Raw genomic sequence first — 15,321 nt, forward strand, 5'->3', positions numbered from 1 at the left:
TCAGTGGCGGGGTGCAGGATGGATGCATGGTCAGCTCCGCACACCGAGCCCTCGACGGCTTCTCCCCCGCGACCCGCGGCTGGTTCACGGGGGCGTTCTCCGCGCCCACCGCGGCCCAGGCCGGGGCGTGGAAGGCCATCGGTGAGGGCTCGGACGTGCTGGTGGTCGCCCCGACCGGCTCCGGCAAGACCCTGGCGGCCTTCCTCGCCGCGCTCGACCAGCTGGCCTCGACGCCGCCACCGGCCGACCCCAGGAAGCGCTGCCGGGTGCTGTACGTGTCACCGCTCAAGGCCCTCGCGGTCGACGTGGAGCGGAATCTGCGCAGCCCGCTGACCGGCATCCGCCAGGAATCGGTGCGCCTGGGGCTGCCCGAGCCCGAGGTGAAGGTGGGCATCCGTTCCGGCGACACCCCGGCCGCCGAGCGCCGCTCGCTGGCCACCCGCCCGCCGGACATCCTGATCACCACGCCCGAGTCGCTGTTCCTGATGCTGACGTCGGCGACCCGGGACGCGCTGACGGGCATCGAGACGGTGATCCTGGACGAGGTGCACGCGGTCGCCGGCACGAAGCGCGGGGCCCATCTGGCGCTGACCCTGGAGCGCCTCGACGAGCTGCTGCCCCGTCCCGCGCGCCGCATCGGCCTCTCCGCGACGGTCCGGCCGGTCGACGAGGTGGCGCGCTATCTCTCCCCCCGCCGCAAGGTGGAGATCGTCCAGCCGCCCTCCGGCAAGGAGTTCGACCTGTCGGTGGTCGTCCCCGTCGAGGACCTGGGCGAGCTGGGCGGCTCCCCCGCGGCCGACGGCAAGGAGGGCGCGGAGAAGCCCTCGATCTGGCCGCACGTGGAGGAGCGGATCACCGACCTCGTCCAGTCCCACCGCTCCACGATCGTGTTCGCCAACTCCCGCCGCCTGGCGGAGCGCCTCTGCAACCGGCTCAACGAGATCGCGTACGAGCGGGCGACCGGCGAGCCCCTGGAGGAGGCCCACGCCCCGGCCGAGCTGATGGGCGGCTCCGGCGCGGCCCAGGGTGCTCCTCCCGTCATCGCCCGCGCCCACCACGGCTCCGTCTCCAAGGAGCAGCGCGCCCTGGTCGAGGAGGACCTGAAGGCGGGCCGCCTGCCCGCCGTGGTCGCCACCTCCAGCCTGGAGCTCGGCATCGACATGGGCGCGGTGGACCTCGTGATCCAGGTCGAGTCCCCGCCCTCCGTCGCCTCCGGCCTCCAACGCGTGGGGCGCGCGGGCCACCAGGTCGGCGCGGTCTCCACCGGCGTCGTCTTCCCCAAGTACCGCGGCGACCTCGTCCAGGCGGCGGTCGTCACCGAGCGGATGCGCACCGGCTCCATCGAGTCCCTCAGGGTCCCCGCCAACCCCCTGGACGTGCTCGCCCAGCAGCTCGTGGCCATGACCGCGCTCGACACCTGGCAGGTCGACGACCTGCTCGCCACCGTCCGGCGCGCCGCCCCCTTCGCCTCGCTCCCCGAGTCGGCGTTCACCGCCGTGCTCGACATGCTCGCCGGCCGCTACCCCTCGGACGCCTTCGCCGAGCTCCGCCCGCGCGTGGTGTGGGACCGCGTCGCCGGTACGGTCACCGGCCGCCCCGGCGCGCAGCGCCTCGCCGTCACCTCCGGCGGCACCATCCCCGACCGGGGGCTCTTCGGCGTGTTCCTCGCGGGGGCCGACCCCAAGAAGGGCGGCGGCCGGGTCGGCGAGCTCGACGAGGAGATGGTCTACGAGTCCCGTGTCGGGGACGTCTTCACCCTCGGCACGAGTTCCTGGCGCATCGAGGACATCACCCGCGACCGGGTCCTGGTCTCGCCCGCCCCCGGTGTCCCGGGCAGGCTCCCCTTCTGGAAGGGCGACCAGCTCGGCCGCCCGCTCGAACTGGGCCGCGCGGTCGGCGCGTTCCTCCGCGAGGTCGGCTCCCTGCCCGAGGAGGACGCCCGGCTCCGGCTGGTGGCCGCCGGACTCGACGCCTGGGCCGCTGACAACGTGCTGTCGTACCTCGCCGAACAGCGCGAGGCGTGCGGCCACGTCCCGGACGACCGCACGATCGTCGTCGAGCGGTTCCGCGACGAGCTGGGTGACTGGCGGGTGGTCGTGCACTCGCCCTTCGGCGCACAGGTGCACGCCCCCTGGGCCCTCGCGCTCGGCGCCCGGCTCTCCGAGCGCTACGGCATGGACGCCCAGGTCATGCACGCCGACGACGGCATCGTGCTGCGTCTGCCCGACGCCGATCTGATGGGCCTGGACCTGCTCGACCAGGAACCCGCCCGGGCGGGCACGGCGTACGACTCCGAACAGGCGCCGGTGGGCGCGTCGGACGTCGCCTTCGACAAGGGCGAGGTCAACCAGATCGTCACCGACCAGGTCGGCGGCTCCGCGCTGTTCGCGGCCCGGTTCCGCGAGTGCGCCGCCCGCGCGCTGCTGCTGCCGCGCCGCAGCCCGGGAAAGCGCACCCCGCTGTGGCAGCAGCGTCAGCGCGCGGCGCAACTGCTGCAGGTGGCGAGCGAGTTCGGGTCCTTCCCGATCGTCCTGGAAGCGGTCCGCGAGTGTCTCCAGGACGTTTTCGACGTCCCTGGCCTCACCGAGCTGATGGGCGACATCGAGTCCCGCAGGGTACGGCTCGTCGAAGTCACGACACCCGAGCCGTCCCCCTTCGCCCGCTCCCTCCTGTTCGGCTATGTCGCCCAGTTCCTGTACGAGGGCGACTCGCCGCTCGCCGAGCGCCGGGCGGCCGCCCTGTCGCTGGACTCCCGTCTGCTGGCGGAACTGCTCGGCCAGGCCGAACTGCGCGAGCTCCTCGACGCCGAGGTACTGACCGAGCTGGAGCGCGAGCTCCAGTGGCTCACCGAGGACCGGCGCGTCAAGGACCCCGAGGGCGTCGCGGACCTGCTGCGCCTGCTGGGCCCGCTCACCGAGGCCGAGTTGGCCGAGCGGGGTGCCGCGCCGGAATGGGCCGGGGAGCTGGCGGCGGCCCGCCGCGCCATCCGGGTCCGGATCGCCGGCGCCGACCACTGGGCGGCGATCGAGGACGCCGGCCGGCTGCGCGACGCGCTGGGCACCGCGCTGCCCGTCGGCGTCCCGGAGGCCTTCACGGAGCCGGTCAAGGATCCGCTGGGCGACCTCCTCGCACGCTTCGCCCGCACACACGGCCCGTTCACCTCCACCATGGCCGCCGCCCGCTTCGGTCTCGGCACGGCGGTCACGGACGGGGCGCTGCAGCGCCTCGCCGCGGGCGGCCGGGTCGTGCAGGGCGAGTTCCACCCCGCGGGCATCGGGCAGGAGTGGTGCGACGCCGCGGTGCTGCGCCGACTGCGCCGCCGCTCCCTCGCGGCCCTGCGCCATGAGCTGGAGCCCGTACCGCCCGCCGCGCTCGCGCAGTTCCTTCCGCGGTGGCAGCACGTCGGCGGCGGGCACGGGCTGCGCGGCGTCGACGGACTGGTGCGTGCCGTGGAGCAGTTGCAGGGCGCTTCGGTCCCCGCCTCCGCCCTGGAGAGGCTGGTACTGCCCTCCCGGGTCTCCGGATACGCTCCCGCGATGCTCGACGAGCTCACCGCCGCCGGTGAGGTGGTCTGGGCGGGCGCCGGGGCGCTGCCCGGCAAGGACGGCTGGGTCTCGCTGTATCTCGCGGACGCGGCCCCCCTGCTCCTTCCTTCCCCGCACCCCCTGGAGACGACCGCGCTGCACCAGTCGGTCCTGGACGCGCTCTCCGGGGGCTACGGCCTGTTCTTCCGGCAGATCGCGGACCAGGTCCGCGCCACCACGCACCCCGACGCCACCGATCCCCAACTCGCCGACACCATCTGGGATCTGGCATGGTCCGGACGGCTCACGAACGACACGCTCGCCCCGATGCGCTCCCTGCTCGGCTCCGGCCGCACCGCGGGCTCCACGGCCCACCGCGCCAAGCGCACGGTCCCGCGCGGCCGTTACGGCTCCCTGACCGGCGGCGCCCGACCCCAGTCCCGTACCGGACCCCCGACCGTGGCCGGCCGCTGGTCACTGCTGCCCGCCCGTGAGGCCGACGCCACCGTGCGCGCCCACGCCCTGGCCCGCACCCTGCTCGACCGGCACGGTGTGGTGACCCGGGGCGCCGTCGCCGCCGAGGGCGTCGAGGGCGGCTTCTCCGCCGTGTACCGCATCCTGTCCGCCTTCGAGGACAGTGGTCAGGCGCGCCGCGGCTATGTGGTGGAGGGGCTCGGCGCCGCCCAGTTCGCGATGGACGGCGCGGTCGACCGGCTGCGCGCGGCGGCGAACGCACGCGACCGCGGCGAGGCCCTGACCGACCCGGACGCCTTCGGGAGCACGGACGGACCACCGTCCACGCCCCCCTTCCCCGGCGACCGCGGCCGCCCTGGTCCCTCCGGCGCTCCCGGCGCGACCGGAGGCCGCGGCCGTGCGAGCGCCCACGCCCCCGCCGACGGCCTCCCCGGCCCGGCGGCTTCCGCCGACCCCCCCGACGCCTCCGGCTTCTTCGAACTGCCCGAGCTGCCCGAGTTCCCCGGGTTCCCCGCAGGCTCGGGCTTCCCGGACGGTCCGGGTTCCGCCGGCTCCGACGACCACGGCTTCTCCGCCGACGGCGTCTTCCCCACGCTCCACGCCCGCCCCGCGGCCGACCGTGCCCCCTTCTCGCCGCACCACGCCCGCCCGCACCAGCGCCCAGCCGTCCAGGCAGTGGTCCTGGCCGCCGCCGACCCCGCGAACGCGTACGGCGCTGCCCTCTCCTGGCCGGAGCCGCCCACCGGCGCCGGACACAAGCCGGGACGCAAGGCGGGCTCCCTGGTCGTGCTCGTCGAGGGCGAGCTGACGCTCTACATGGAGCGCGGCGGCAAGACGCTGCTGGCCTGGCCGTCCGACCCGGAGGGCACGGTCACGGATGACGCGCGTCTCGGTGCGGCGGCCGAGGCCCTCTCCGCCGCGGCCCGCGCGGGCTCCCTCGGCACGGTCACGGTGGAGCGCGTGAACGGCGCCTCCGCCCTGACCTCCCCCATCGGCACACTGCTGGAAGGGGCGGGCTTCATCGCGACCCCCCGCGGACTGCGCCTGCGCGCCTGACCACCACGGCCCCTCCCCACCACACACCCGACCGCCCAACCGCCCCACACCCCACCCCGCGACCCACGCCCCCTCCCACGCAGTCCCCCGGCACCAGCACCAGACCCGACCCGCACCCGACCCGACCCGCACCCGAACGAGCACCCCCACACCCGAGCGTCCCGCCCACACCCGTGCCACCCTGGAACGCATGCCTGAAGGAGACACCGTCTGGCAGGCCGCGAGACGGCTGCACATCGCCCTCGCCGGCAAGGTGCTGACCCGCTCCGACCTACGGGTCCCCAGATTCGCCACCGCCGACCTCACCGGCCGCGCCGTCCTGGACGTCACACCGCGCGGCAAACACCTCCTGACCCGGATCGAAGGCGGCCTGACCCTCCACTCGCATCTGCGGATGGACGGCTCCTGGAAGGTGTACGCGCCCGGCCGGCGCTGGACCGGGGGCCCGGCCCACCAGATCCGGGCCATCCTCGGCACCGCCGACCTTACGGCCGTCGGCTACCGACTGCCCGTGCTGGAACTGCTGCGCACCACCGACGAGGACCGGGCCGTCGGCCATCTCGGCCCCGACCTCCTCGGCCCCGACTGGGACCCCGGCAAGGCCCTGGCAAACCTCCTGGCGGACCCCGGCCGTGCCCTCGGCGAGGCGCTGCTCGACCAGCGCAACCTCGCCGGGATCGGCAATGTCTACAAGAGCGAGCTCTGTTTCTTCCTCGGGGTCACCCCCTGGCTCCCCGTCGGTCAACTCCCCGACAACCGCTCCGCCCTGCTGCCGGTCCTCGCCAAGAGGCTCCTGGAGGCGAACCGCGAACGCCCGGACCGCATCACCACGGGCCGTCAGGACCAGCGCCTCTTCGTGTACGGGCGCGCGCCCCGCCCCTGTCTGCGCTGCGGCGCCCCGATCCGGCGCGCCGAGCAGGGCGACGGCTCCCGCGAACGCCCCACGTACTGGTGCCCGGCCTGCCAGTCGGGCCCCACGCCCGACCCCTCACCGCCACCCGGCTCCGCCCCGCCCCCCGGCCCAGCACACACGCCCACGCCCACCCCCACACCCGACACGGACACCGACCCCGCACCCGCACCCGCACCCGCACCCGCACCCGCACCGACGCCGCGCCACCCACCAGGCGCCTCCGCACACCCCAAAAGGACCTCCCGCCCTAACGATTGACGACCCGTCAGAAACACTCGTACCGTCCCCTCATGGCCGTGAAGGCGTACGACCTCACCGGACGCACCGCATTCGTCACCGGCGCCGCCGGCGGCATCGGCCGCGCGTCGGCCGTCCTGCTCGCGGAGGCGGGAGCCACCGTCCACTGCGCGGACCTGAACACGGAGGGGCTCCACGAGACGGCCGCACTCATCGAGGACGGCGGCGGCGCGGCCCACGTCCACACCCTCGACGTCACCGACCGCGCACGGCTCCGTCAGGCCGTCAGGTCCTGCCCGCGTCTCGACGTCATGGCGGCGGTGGCCGGGATCATGCACAGCAGCGAGGTGCTGGACACCCGGGACGAGGACCTCGACCGGGTTCTCGGCGTCAATTTCAAGGGGGTGCTCCACTCCTGCCGGGAAGCGGCCCTCCTCATGATCGAGCAGGGCATCCGCGGCAGCATCGTCACCATGGCGTCGGGCGCCGTGGACACCGGCGGGCGCGGACTGCTCTGCTACGGCGCCGCGAAGGCGGCGGTCGTGCAGCTGACGAAGACGCTGGCGACCGAGATAGGCCCGCACGGCATCCGCGTCAACGCGGTCGCGCCCGGCTGGACCCGTACGCCGATGACCGACCACCACGGGGAGGCCCAGGCCCACACCGAGGCGGTCATGGCCCGGCTGTCGCCCCTGGGCCGGGTCGGCGAGGCCGAGGACGTCGCCCATGCCGTGCTGTACCTGGCCTGCGACGCCTCGGCGTTCACGACGGGTCAGATCCTGCGCCCGAACGGCGGCGTCGCGATGCCGTGGTGAGCGCGCGCCGCCACCGCCCGCGTTCCCGCTCCGCCCCCGTGGCGGAGCGGGCCCGCGCGGTCTCCGGCTTCGGCACACAGTGCACCGGCAGCAGACTCAGCCCCCAGCCGCCGGCGACGACCGCCCCTTCCAGCGCACCCGCGTCGGGTACCAGCGCGAGCCGCAGCACCCCCCACCACCACAGCGCGCCGAGCACCAGCGCCACCCCCCAGCGCGCTATCCGCCCTGCCATGGTGCTCACCTCCAGCCCGAAGCTAGACCCGCGCCCTCACCCGTCGGCAGGGCGCACCGGCGGCACAGAGGCGCACCCCGGGCACATACGGAGCCGATCGCACCCGCCTCCACTCAGCCGTTCTCAGCCTGGAACATCCAGTGGTGTTTCTCCAGGTCGGCGGTGATCTGAATGAAGATGTCCTGGCTCACCGGATCGGCCTCGGCGGTGGACTCCACCCGGGCCCGCATCCGGGTGATCACGGCGCCCAGCGCGTTGACGAGGGTCCCCACGGCGTCGGTGTCCTTGACCCAGCCGTCCGGGGTCGCGCCGATGCCGCTGTCGGCGGCCACGGTCCGCGCCCGCCCGTCGGGCGGGACCCCCAGCGTCGAGGCGCGCTCGGCCACGGTGTCGGAGTGCAGCCGCGCGGTGTCCACGACCTCGTCGAGCTGGAGGTGGACGGACCGGAAGCGCGGCCCGACGACGTTCCAGTGGATCTGCTTCGCGACCAGCGAGAGATCGACCAGGTCGACCAGCGCTCCCTGCAGGGCCTCGGACACCGTCTTCAGGTCCGCGTCCGACAACGGGCTCTTCACGACGTACATCCGAATCCTCCGACTCTTCCGGCACGGCTCGATACGCCACAACCCCCTAACCATGACATAAACCCACAATTCGGGTCACTTGGAAAAAACGAAGGCCCCGGCCGGACCTGCTCCAGATCTCCCTGGAACAACCCCGGCCGGGGCCTTCGTACAAGCGTGCTCAGCTCATGGGCCTGAACTCGTGAGCATCAGGCGGCGACGACGTCGACCGCCTCGGCTGGCGCCTTGATCGTGACCCGTTCCGGTGGCACACCGGTGACCGACACGGAATTGAGCATCGGACGGCGCACCGGTGCGGGCACCGGGTCGGTGGCCGCTGCAGACTGTGCCAGCTCGGCGAGGGCGAGCTCGTCGCTCACTTCCCGCATGAGCTCGGACATCCGTACGTCCAGCGCGTCGCAGATGGCGGAGAGCAGCTCGGAGGATGCCTCCTTCTGCCCCCGCTCCACCTCGGAGAGATAGCCGAGTGAAACTCGGGCGGACGAGGAGACTTCGCGCAGAGTACGGCCCTGGCGCTGGCGCTGCCGACGCAGCACGTCACCCAGCAGGCGACGGAGCAGAATCATCGGTGGCTCCCTCCTCGGACCGCGTAGCCGCATCCTTCACGCCCCACCGTACCGCCTCGCGCCGCGGCCGTGCGGGGAGCGATGTCGTGTTCACTCAGGGCTGCAAACATCAAGTCCCCCCGTTCTGTTCCGTATCCTGTGCCCGCTCATTTCCGGTCTGTTCGCCCGCGAGCTCTCTCAGGAGCAGTGCGAGTACGCTGCGTACACTCTCCATACGGATTTCCGCGCGGTCACCGTTCAACCGCAGCCGGATCACTTTCCCGCTCCCGTTGGCGGGAAACGTCGCGCCGGAGGGGCCCTCGACGGCCACGAAGACCGTGCCGACGGGTTGTCCGTCCTGGGGGTCGGGGCCCGCGACGCCGGTGGTCGCGATTCCCCAGTCGGCGCCGAGGGCCTCGCGCACTCCGGCCGCCATCTGCGCCGCGACCTGCGGATCCACCGCCCCACGCTCGGCCAGCAGGGTGGCGTCGACGCCCAGCAGCCGGTGCTTGAGCTCGGTGGCGTACGCGGTCACCGAGCCCCGGAAGGCGCGGGAGGCGCCGGGCGTCGCGGTGATCTCCGCCGCCACCAGGCCGCCGGTCAGCGACTCGGCCACGGCGAGCGTCTCGCCCCTGACCGTGAGTAGTCGCAGCACCTCGGCGGCGCCCGGACTCACCGCTCCGCCTCCGCGGCGGCCGCCCGCCTCGCGGCGATGCCGTCCCTGCGCAGCACCATGGCCTGTCTCACGTAGTCGAGCCCGGTGACGACGGTCAGGACGACAGCGACGGCCATCACCCAGAACCTCAGGGTGGCCAGTCCGCCCGTCAGCGCGAGGACGTACATGCCGACCGCCGTGCCCTGCGCGAGGGTCTTCAGCTTGCCGCCGCGACTGGCCGGAATGACGCCGTAACGGATGACCACGAAGCGCAGCAGGGTGACGCCGAGCTCGCGCCCGAGGATCACGCACGTCACCCACCAGGGGAGATCACCCAGCGAGGACAGGCAGATCAGCGCCGAGCCCATGATCGCCTTGTCGGCGATCGGGTCGGCGATCTTCCCGAAGTCCGTGACCAGGTCGTACGTGCGCGCCAGGTGCCCGTCGAAGATGTCGGTGATCATGGCGACGGCGAAGGCGGCCCAGGCCCAGGCGCGCCAGACGGGGTCGTACCCGCCGTCGGCCAGCATCAGCGCCACGAAGCCCGGCACCAGGACGAGCCGGATCATGGTCAGGATGTTGGCGATGTTCCAGAGGCTGGCCTGGTTGACGGCCGCAGCGCCCAGCTTCCCGCCCCGCGCCGGCTTGGAGTCCCCCGGCACGCCGGGAGCGCCCGCCGTGCCTTTCGCGCTGGGGGAGCCGCCCGCCGCGGATGCCGGGACTCCGGTCATCTGCCCGCCTCCTCAGTGCCGGGGAGCGAACCCAGGAGCGGCTCGGCCACCAGGTCGACACCTTCCGTGCCGACCACCTTGGCTTCGACGATACGGCCGACGGTCAGACCCTCGCCGCTCGTGAACAGGACCTGTCCGTCCGTCTCGGGCGCCTGGTGAGCGGCGCGGCCGTACGCGCCGTCCTCCCCGCCGAGGGACTCCACCAGCACCTGCACGGTCTCGCCGACGCGTTCCTCCGCGCGCTGCGCGACCAGTTCCTCGGCGAGGCGGGACACCCGCGCGAGACGGTCCGCGACGACGTCCTCGTCCAGCTTGTTGTCGTACGTGGCCGCCTCCGTGCCCTCCTCGTCGGAGTACCCGAAGACACCGATCGCGTCGAGACGCGCGTGGGTGAGGAACCGCTCCAGCTCCGCGAGGTCGGCCTCGCTCTCGCCGGGGAAGCCCACGATGAAGTTCGAGCGCACGCCCGCCTGCGGGGCCTTGGAGCGGATCGTGTCGAGCAGCTCCAGGAAGCGGTCGGTGTCGCCGAAGCGGCGCATCGAGCGCAGCACGTCGGGCGCGGAGTGCTGGAAGGAGAGGTCGAAGTAGGGCGCGACGTTCGGTGTCGAGGTGAGGACGTCGATGAGCCCGGGGCGCATCTCGGCGGGCTGCAGATAGCTGACCCGCACCCGCTCGATCCCGTCGATCTCGGCCAGTTCGGGAAGCATCGTCTCCAGCAGCCGGATGTCCCCGAGGTCCTTGCCGTACGAGGTGTTGTTCTCGGAGACCAGCATGACCTCCTTGACGCCCTGCTCGGCCAGCCAGCGGGTCTCGTTCAGCACGTCGCTGGGGCGCCGGGAGATGAAGGAGCCGCGGAAGGAGGGGATGGCGCAGAAGGAGCAGCGCCGGTCGCAGCCGGAGGCCAGCTTGACCGAGGCGACCGGGGAGCCGCCGAGGCGGCGGCGCAGCGGAGCGCGGGGGCCGGACACCGGGGCCACGCCCTCGGGCAGGTCGGCGGGGGCGCCGTGGCCGGGGAGGGCCACCTCCTCGCCGGCGCTCTGGCGCTCGGCCGGGCTGATCGGCAGCAGCTTGCGCCGGTCGCGGGGGGTGTGCGAGGCGTGGATGCCGCCGTTCAGGATGGTCTGGAGGCGGTCGGAGATGTCCGCGTAGTCGTCGAAGCCGAGCACGCCGTCGGCCTCGGGGAGGGCCTGCGCGAGCTCCTTGCCGTACCGCTCGGCCATGCAGCCCACCGCCACGACGGCCTGGGTTCTGCCATGGCTCTTGAGATCGTTGGCTTCGAGGAGGGCGTCGACGGAGTCCTTCTTGGCGGCTTCGACGAAGCCGCAGGTGTTGACGACGGCGACATCCGCTTGCTCGGCGTCCTCCACGAGTTGCCAGCCGTCCGCCTCCAAGCGGCCTGCGAGCTCCTCCGAGTCCACCTCGTTACGGGCGCAGCCAAGGGTGACGAGTGCGACGGTACGGCGTTCAGGCATGGGCTCAAGACTACTTTGTCTCACTGACGGCCCACGTCGACGGGGTTGGCCGATCTTGGCCAACCCCGTCCCCGCCTGTTCCTTGAGCCCGTTATCCGACGACGGGGTCACCCTTGGTGTACGTCAGTCGCTCGACCTGACCCGACTGGAACTGGTCGTCGATCTTCTTGCCGTTCACGTACAACTGGATCGCACCCGCGTCGCCGAGGACGAGATCGATCTTCTGCTTGTCCTGGAAGGTCTGCGATTCACCCTTTTTGAGCAGTCCGTCGAAGAGCAGCCGGCCGTTGTGGTCCTTGGCGGAGATCCAGCTGCGCCCGTCGGGGGCGCTGACCTGCACGGTCACCTTGTCCTGCGGGGCGGCCGCGATGGCGCTGTCGGACGGGTCCGGCTTCGGGTCGGCGGGCTTGCTGATCTTGGGGCTCGCCGAGACGGGCGACTTGCTGGTGGTGGGGGTGGAGCCCTCGGCGACGTTGGACTTCGCGCCGTCGTCCGAGGTGCCCTTGATCGCGGTGAACCCGACGAAGCCGATCACGGCGACGATCGCCGCGACCATGGCAGCGGTCCAGTTCGGCCCGCGCCGCTCCGGACGGATACGTTCCGCCTCGAAGAGCGGGGCGGCCGGGGTCGGTGCGGGACGCCCGCCGTGTTCGGCGTCATAGCGTGCCAGCAGAGGGACCGGGTCGAGTTGTACGGCGCGGGCCAGGGTCCGGATGTGCCCGCGCGCGTAGACGTCACCGCCGCAGGGGCTGAAGTCGTCCTGTTCGATCGCGTGCACGATGGCGATGCGGACCCGGGTCGCGTTGCTCACGTCGTCGACGGTCAGGCCGGCCTCGATGCGGGCCAGCTGCAGGGCACGGCCGACCGAGGGACCTTCCTCATGGTGCTCTTCGAACGGGCGCTCGTCTTCGGGGATGTTGCCGTCAGGGGAGTTGCCGATGGACACGGGGGCGCCTTTCGAGCGTGTAGCCACCTGTGCTGGAGGTTCAGTTTAGGGGGGGTGCGAAAGGGTGGGGCAACCGGGCGGTAGGACTTTGTACGCCATCAGAACGGCCGGTCATCCTGATGCGGGACATGCACCTGTCCCCTTGCTCAGATTGACGTACGCCGTGGGGAAACGGTTGCCCTTCGCTTCCTCACAGCTGAGTCACGTTCGAATATCAACATGTCGTGTACCCCTGGTCCGGTGAGCGACGCGTCCCGGTTTCCCGGGGCCGCGCGGTCCGCGTCCGACTACGTTCCGGCTTCCCCGCGCATCACGGCGAGCACGCCGTCGAGTTCGTCGCCCTTCACCAGCACGTCGCGCGCCTTGGATCCCTCACTCGGCCCCACGATGCCGCGCGACTCCATGAGGTCCATCAGCCGGCCCGCCTTGGCGAAACCGACCCGCAGTTTGCGCTGGAGCATCGAGGTGGACCCGAACTGCGAGGTGACGACCAGTTCGGCCGCCGCGCACAGCAGGTCGAGGTCGTCGCCGATGTCCTCGTCGATCTCCTTCTTCTGTTTGGTGCCGACCGTGACGTCGTCCCTGAAGACCGGCGCCATCTGGTCCTTGCAGTGCTGCACGATGGCGGCGACCTCGTCCTCGGTGACGAACGCGCCCTGCATACGGGTCGGCTTGTTGGCGCCCATCGGCAGGAAGAGCCCGTCGCCCTTGCCGATCAGCTTCTCGGCGCCCGGCTGGTCGAGGATGACGCGGCTGTCGGCGAGCGAGGAGGTGGCGAAGGCGAGCCGCGACGGCACGTTCGCCTTGATCAGACCGGTGACGACGTCGACCGACGGCCGCTGGGTGGCGAGCACCAGGTGGATGCCGGCCGCGCGCGCGAGCTGTGTGATGCGGACGATCGCGTCCTCGACGTCGCGCGGCGCGACCATCATCAGGTCCGCGAGCTCGTCGACGATCACCAGGAGGTACGGATACGGCGTCAGCTCGCGCTCACTGCCCTCGGGCAGCTTCACCTTGCCGTTCCTGATGGCCTCGTTGAAGTCGTCGATGTGCCGGTAGCCGAACGCCGCGAGGTCGTCGTAGCGCAGGTCCATCTCCCGCACCACCCACTGCAGCGCCTCGGCGGCCCGCTTCGGATTGGTGATGATCGGCGTGATCAGGTGCGGGATGCCCTCGTACGCGGTCAGCTCGACCCGCTTGGGGTCCACGAGGACCATCCGGACGTCCTCGGGGGTCGCGCGGACCATCACGGACGTGATCAGGCAGTTGATGCACGAGGACTTGCCGGAACCGGTGGCACCGGCGACGAGCACGTGCGGCATCTTCGCCAGGTTGGCCATCACGTAGCCGCCCTCGACGTCCTTGCCGAGCGCGACGAGCATCGGGTGGTCGTCCTCGGCCGCGTCGGCGAGACGCAGCACGTCGCCGAGGTTGACCATCTCGCGGTCGGTGTTCGGGATCTCGATGCCGACCGCCGACTTGCCGGGGATCGGGCTGATGATCCGCACGTCGGGGCTGGCGACCGCGTACGCGATGTTCTTGGTGAGGGCGGTGATCCGCTCGACCTTCACGGCCGGGCCCAGCTCGACCTCGTAGCGGGTGACCGTCGGACCGCGGGTGAATCCGGTGACGGCGGCGTCGACCTTGAACTCCATGAACACGTTCTGGAGGGAGGCGACCACGGCGTCGTTGGCGGCGCTGCGGGTCTTGCCCGGCCCGCCGCGCTCCAGGAGGTCGAGGGACGGCAGGGAGTAGGTGATGTCGCCGGAGAGCTGGAGCTGCTCGGCGCGCGGGGGCAGGTCGCGGGGCGCGTCGGGCGCCGCCTTGGTGAGGTCGGGCACGACCCCGTCGGCGGCCAGGGTCTCCTGCCGGGGCCGCTTGGCTCCGGGGACCGCCTTGGCACGGGCGGCCGGAACCGGGGTCGTCTCCTCGTACCCGTCGCGTTCCGCCGTGACGCCCTGGGTGAGGTCGGCGACCAGCGGAGAGGGCGGCATGCCGTGCATCACGGCCCCGTCGAGCGCGGCGGCGGCCGCGGCGGCGACGTCCACGGCGTCCATGGGACGGTTCGGGTCGCGCCGGCCGCCCGCCCGCCGCGGACGGCCCTGGCGCCGGGTCAGCGCCTCCTCCTCGGCGCTGTCGGGGTCGTACCCGTCGGGCCCGGCCGGACGTCTGCGGGAACGCGCGGGGAGCGCCTCGCGCCACTGTTCGTCGTAGCGCTCGTCGTCCTCGCCGGCGAACTCCTCCTCCGGGTCGCCCTGGACGAGGCCGAGCCGCTGCCCGAGCAGTCGCAGCCGCTGCGGGATCGCGTTGACGGGCGTCGCCGTGACGACCAGCAGACCGAAGACCGTGAGCAGGACCAGGAGCGGTACGGCGAGGACGTCGCCCATGGTGTAGGTCAGCGGGGTGGACGCGCCCCAGCCGATGAGGCCGCCGGCGTCCCTTATCGCCTGCATGCCGTCGCTGCGCGCGGGCGCCCCGCAGGCGATGTGGACCTGCCCGAGCACGCCGATGACGAGCGCGGACAGACCGATCACGATGCGCCCGTTGGCCTCGGGCTGCTCGGGGTGCCGGATGAAGCGGACCGCGATGGCGGCGAGGAGTATCGGCACGAGCAGGTCGAGCCGGCCGAAGGCGCCGGTCACCAGCATCTCGACGAGGTCACCGACGGGTCCGCGCAGGTTCGACCAGGTGCCCGCCGCGACGATCAGCGCGAGACCGAGCAGCAGAAGCGCGACGCCGTCCTTGCGATGCGCCGGGTCGAGCCCCTTCGCGCCCCGCCCTATGCCGCGGAACATCGCTCCGACGGCATGCGCGAGACCGAGCCACACGGCGCGTACGAGCCTGTACACGCCCGCGGTCGGGCTGGGCGCCGGCGCGGGTACGGGCTTCTTCGCCGCGGCCTTCTTGGCGACCGCCTTCTTGGCGACCGCCTTTTTCGCGGGGGCCTTCTTCACCGGAGCCTTCGTCGGAGCGGCCGCCTTCTTCGCTGGCGGCTTCTTGGCTGCGGACTGACGTGAGGCCATGTGTGTGAGGTTACCGGTGGAGACGGGAAGGGACACGTGTGCCCACAGCTTCACCCGATCGTGTCGCCCTTGCCGCGGCGCGGAACTGACGCCGGATCACCGCACACCACTCCC

Annotated in this window: 10 protein-coding genes and 1 pseudogene; 3 read left to right on the plus strand and 8 right to left on the minus strand. The window is 72.4% G+C overall.

The genetic code is table 11. The features are described 5' to 3' along the window. Positions 1 to 26: 26 nt before the first annotated feature. From OG776_RS13845 to OG776_RS13855, 3 genes and pseudogenes are all read left to right on the plus strand, one after another. Positions 27 to 5,054 carry an ATP-dependent helicase gene (locus OG776_RS13845; protein ID WP_329320897.1) on the plus strand — a complete coding sequence of 1,676 codons (5,028 nt, stop codon included), beginning with the start codon at positions 27 to 29 and terminating at the stop codon, positions 5,052 to 5,054. 190 nt (positions 5,055 to 5,244) lie between these two features. Next, positions 5,245 to 6,066 (plus strand): annotated as a pseudogene (locus tag OG776_RS13850) (Fpg/Nei family DNA glycosylase); the annotation flags it as partial. 191 nt (positions 6,067 to 6,257) lie between these two features. After that, positions 6,258 to 7,019 carry an SDR family NAD(P)-dependent oxidoreductase gene (locus OG776_RS13855; protein WP_148010801.1) on the plus strand — a complete coding sequence of 254 codons (762 nt, stop codon included), beginning with the start codon at positions 6,258 to 6,260 and terminating at the stop codon, positions 7,017 to 7,019. Here the strand turns inward: OG776_RS13855 and OG776_RS13860 are convergent. The 8 genes from OG776_RS13860 to OG776_RS13895 all read right to left on the minus strand — a co-directional run bounded on the left by OG776_RS13860 (position 6,967) and on the right by OG776_RS13895 (position 15,207). Continuing rightward, the gene (locus OG776_RS13860) at positions 6,967 to 7,251 is read right to left on the minus strand and encodes a hypothetical protein (protein ID WP_148010800.1); all 285 of its coding nucleotides are present in this window, start codon (positions 7,249 to 7,251) and stop codon (positions 6,967 to 6,969) included. The two genes, OG776_RS13855 and OG776_RS13860, sit on opposite strands and share 53 nt — an antisense overlap. 113 nt (positions 7,252 to 7,364) lie before the next feature. Further along, positions 7,365 to 7,835, minus strand: a complete 471-nt coding sequence (locus OG776_RS13865; protein WP_148010799.1) for a Dps family protein — start codon at positions 7,833 to 7,835, stop codon at positions 7,365 to 7,367. Positions 7,836 to 8,023: 188 nt separating this feature from the next. Continuing rightward, positions 8,024 to 8,401, minus strand: coding sequence for a helix-turn-helix domain-containing protein (locus OG776_RS13870; RefSeq protein WP_148010798.1), 378 nt, complete (start codon positions 8,399 to 8,401; stop codon positions 8,024 to 8,026). A 109-nt stretch (positions 8,402 to 8,510) separates the two neighbouring features. Next, complete coding sequence (locus OG776_RS13875; protein ID WP_148010797.1) at positions 8,511 to 9,056, minus strand: CinA family protein; 546 nt, start codon at positions 9,054 to 9,056, stop codon at positions 8,511 to 8,513. Further along, complete coding sequence (pgsA, locus tag OG776_RS13880; protein ID WP_148010796.1) at positions 9,053 to 9,766, minus strand: CDP-diacylglycerol--glycerol-3-phosphate 3-phosphatidyltransferase; 714 nt, start codon at positions 9,764 to 9,766, stop codon at positions 9,053 to 9,055. Before pgsA ends, OG776_RS13875 begins: the two co-directional genes overlap by 4 nt. Next, the gene (gene rimO, locus OG776_RS13885) at positions 9,763 to 11,238 is read right to left on the minus strand and encodes a 30S ribosomal protein S12 methylthiotransferase RimO (RefSeq protein WP_148010795.1); all 1,476 of its coding nucleotides are present in this window, start codon (positions 11,236 to 11,238) and stop codon (positions 9,763 to 9,765) included. The genes pgsA and rimO overlap by 4 nt, the downstream gene beginning before the upstream one ends. A gap of 91 nt (positions 11,239 to 11,329) precedes the next feature. Next, complete coding sequence (locus tag OG776_RS13890) at positions 11,330 to 12,184, minus strand: helix-turn-helix domain-containing protein (protein WP_148010794.1); 855 nt, start codon at positions 12,182 to 12,184, stop codon at positions 11,330 to 11,332. Between the two features lie 287 nt (positions 12,185 to 12,471). Continuing rightward, positions 12,472 to 15,207, minus strand: coding sequence for a DNA translocase FtsK (locus tag OG776_RS13895; RefSeq protein WP_261994660.1), 2,736 nt, complete (start codon positions 15,205 to 15,207; stop codon positions 12,472 to 12,474). Positions 15,208 to 15,321 lie beyond the last annotated feature (114 nt).

This window comes from Streptomyces sp. NBC_01689 (assembly GCF_036250675.1).
Lineage (GTDB): Bacteria > Actinomycetota > Actinomycetes > Streptomycetales > Streptomycetaceae > Streptomyces.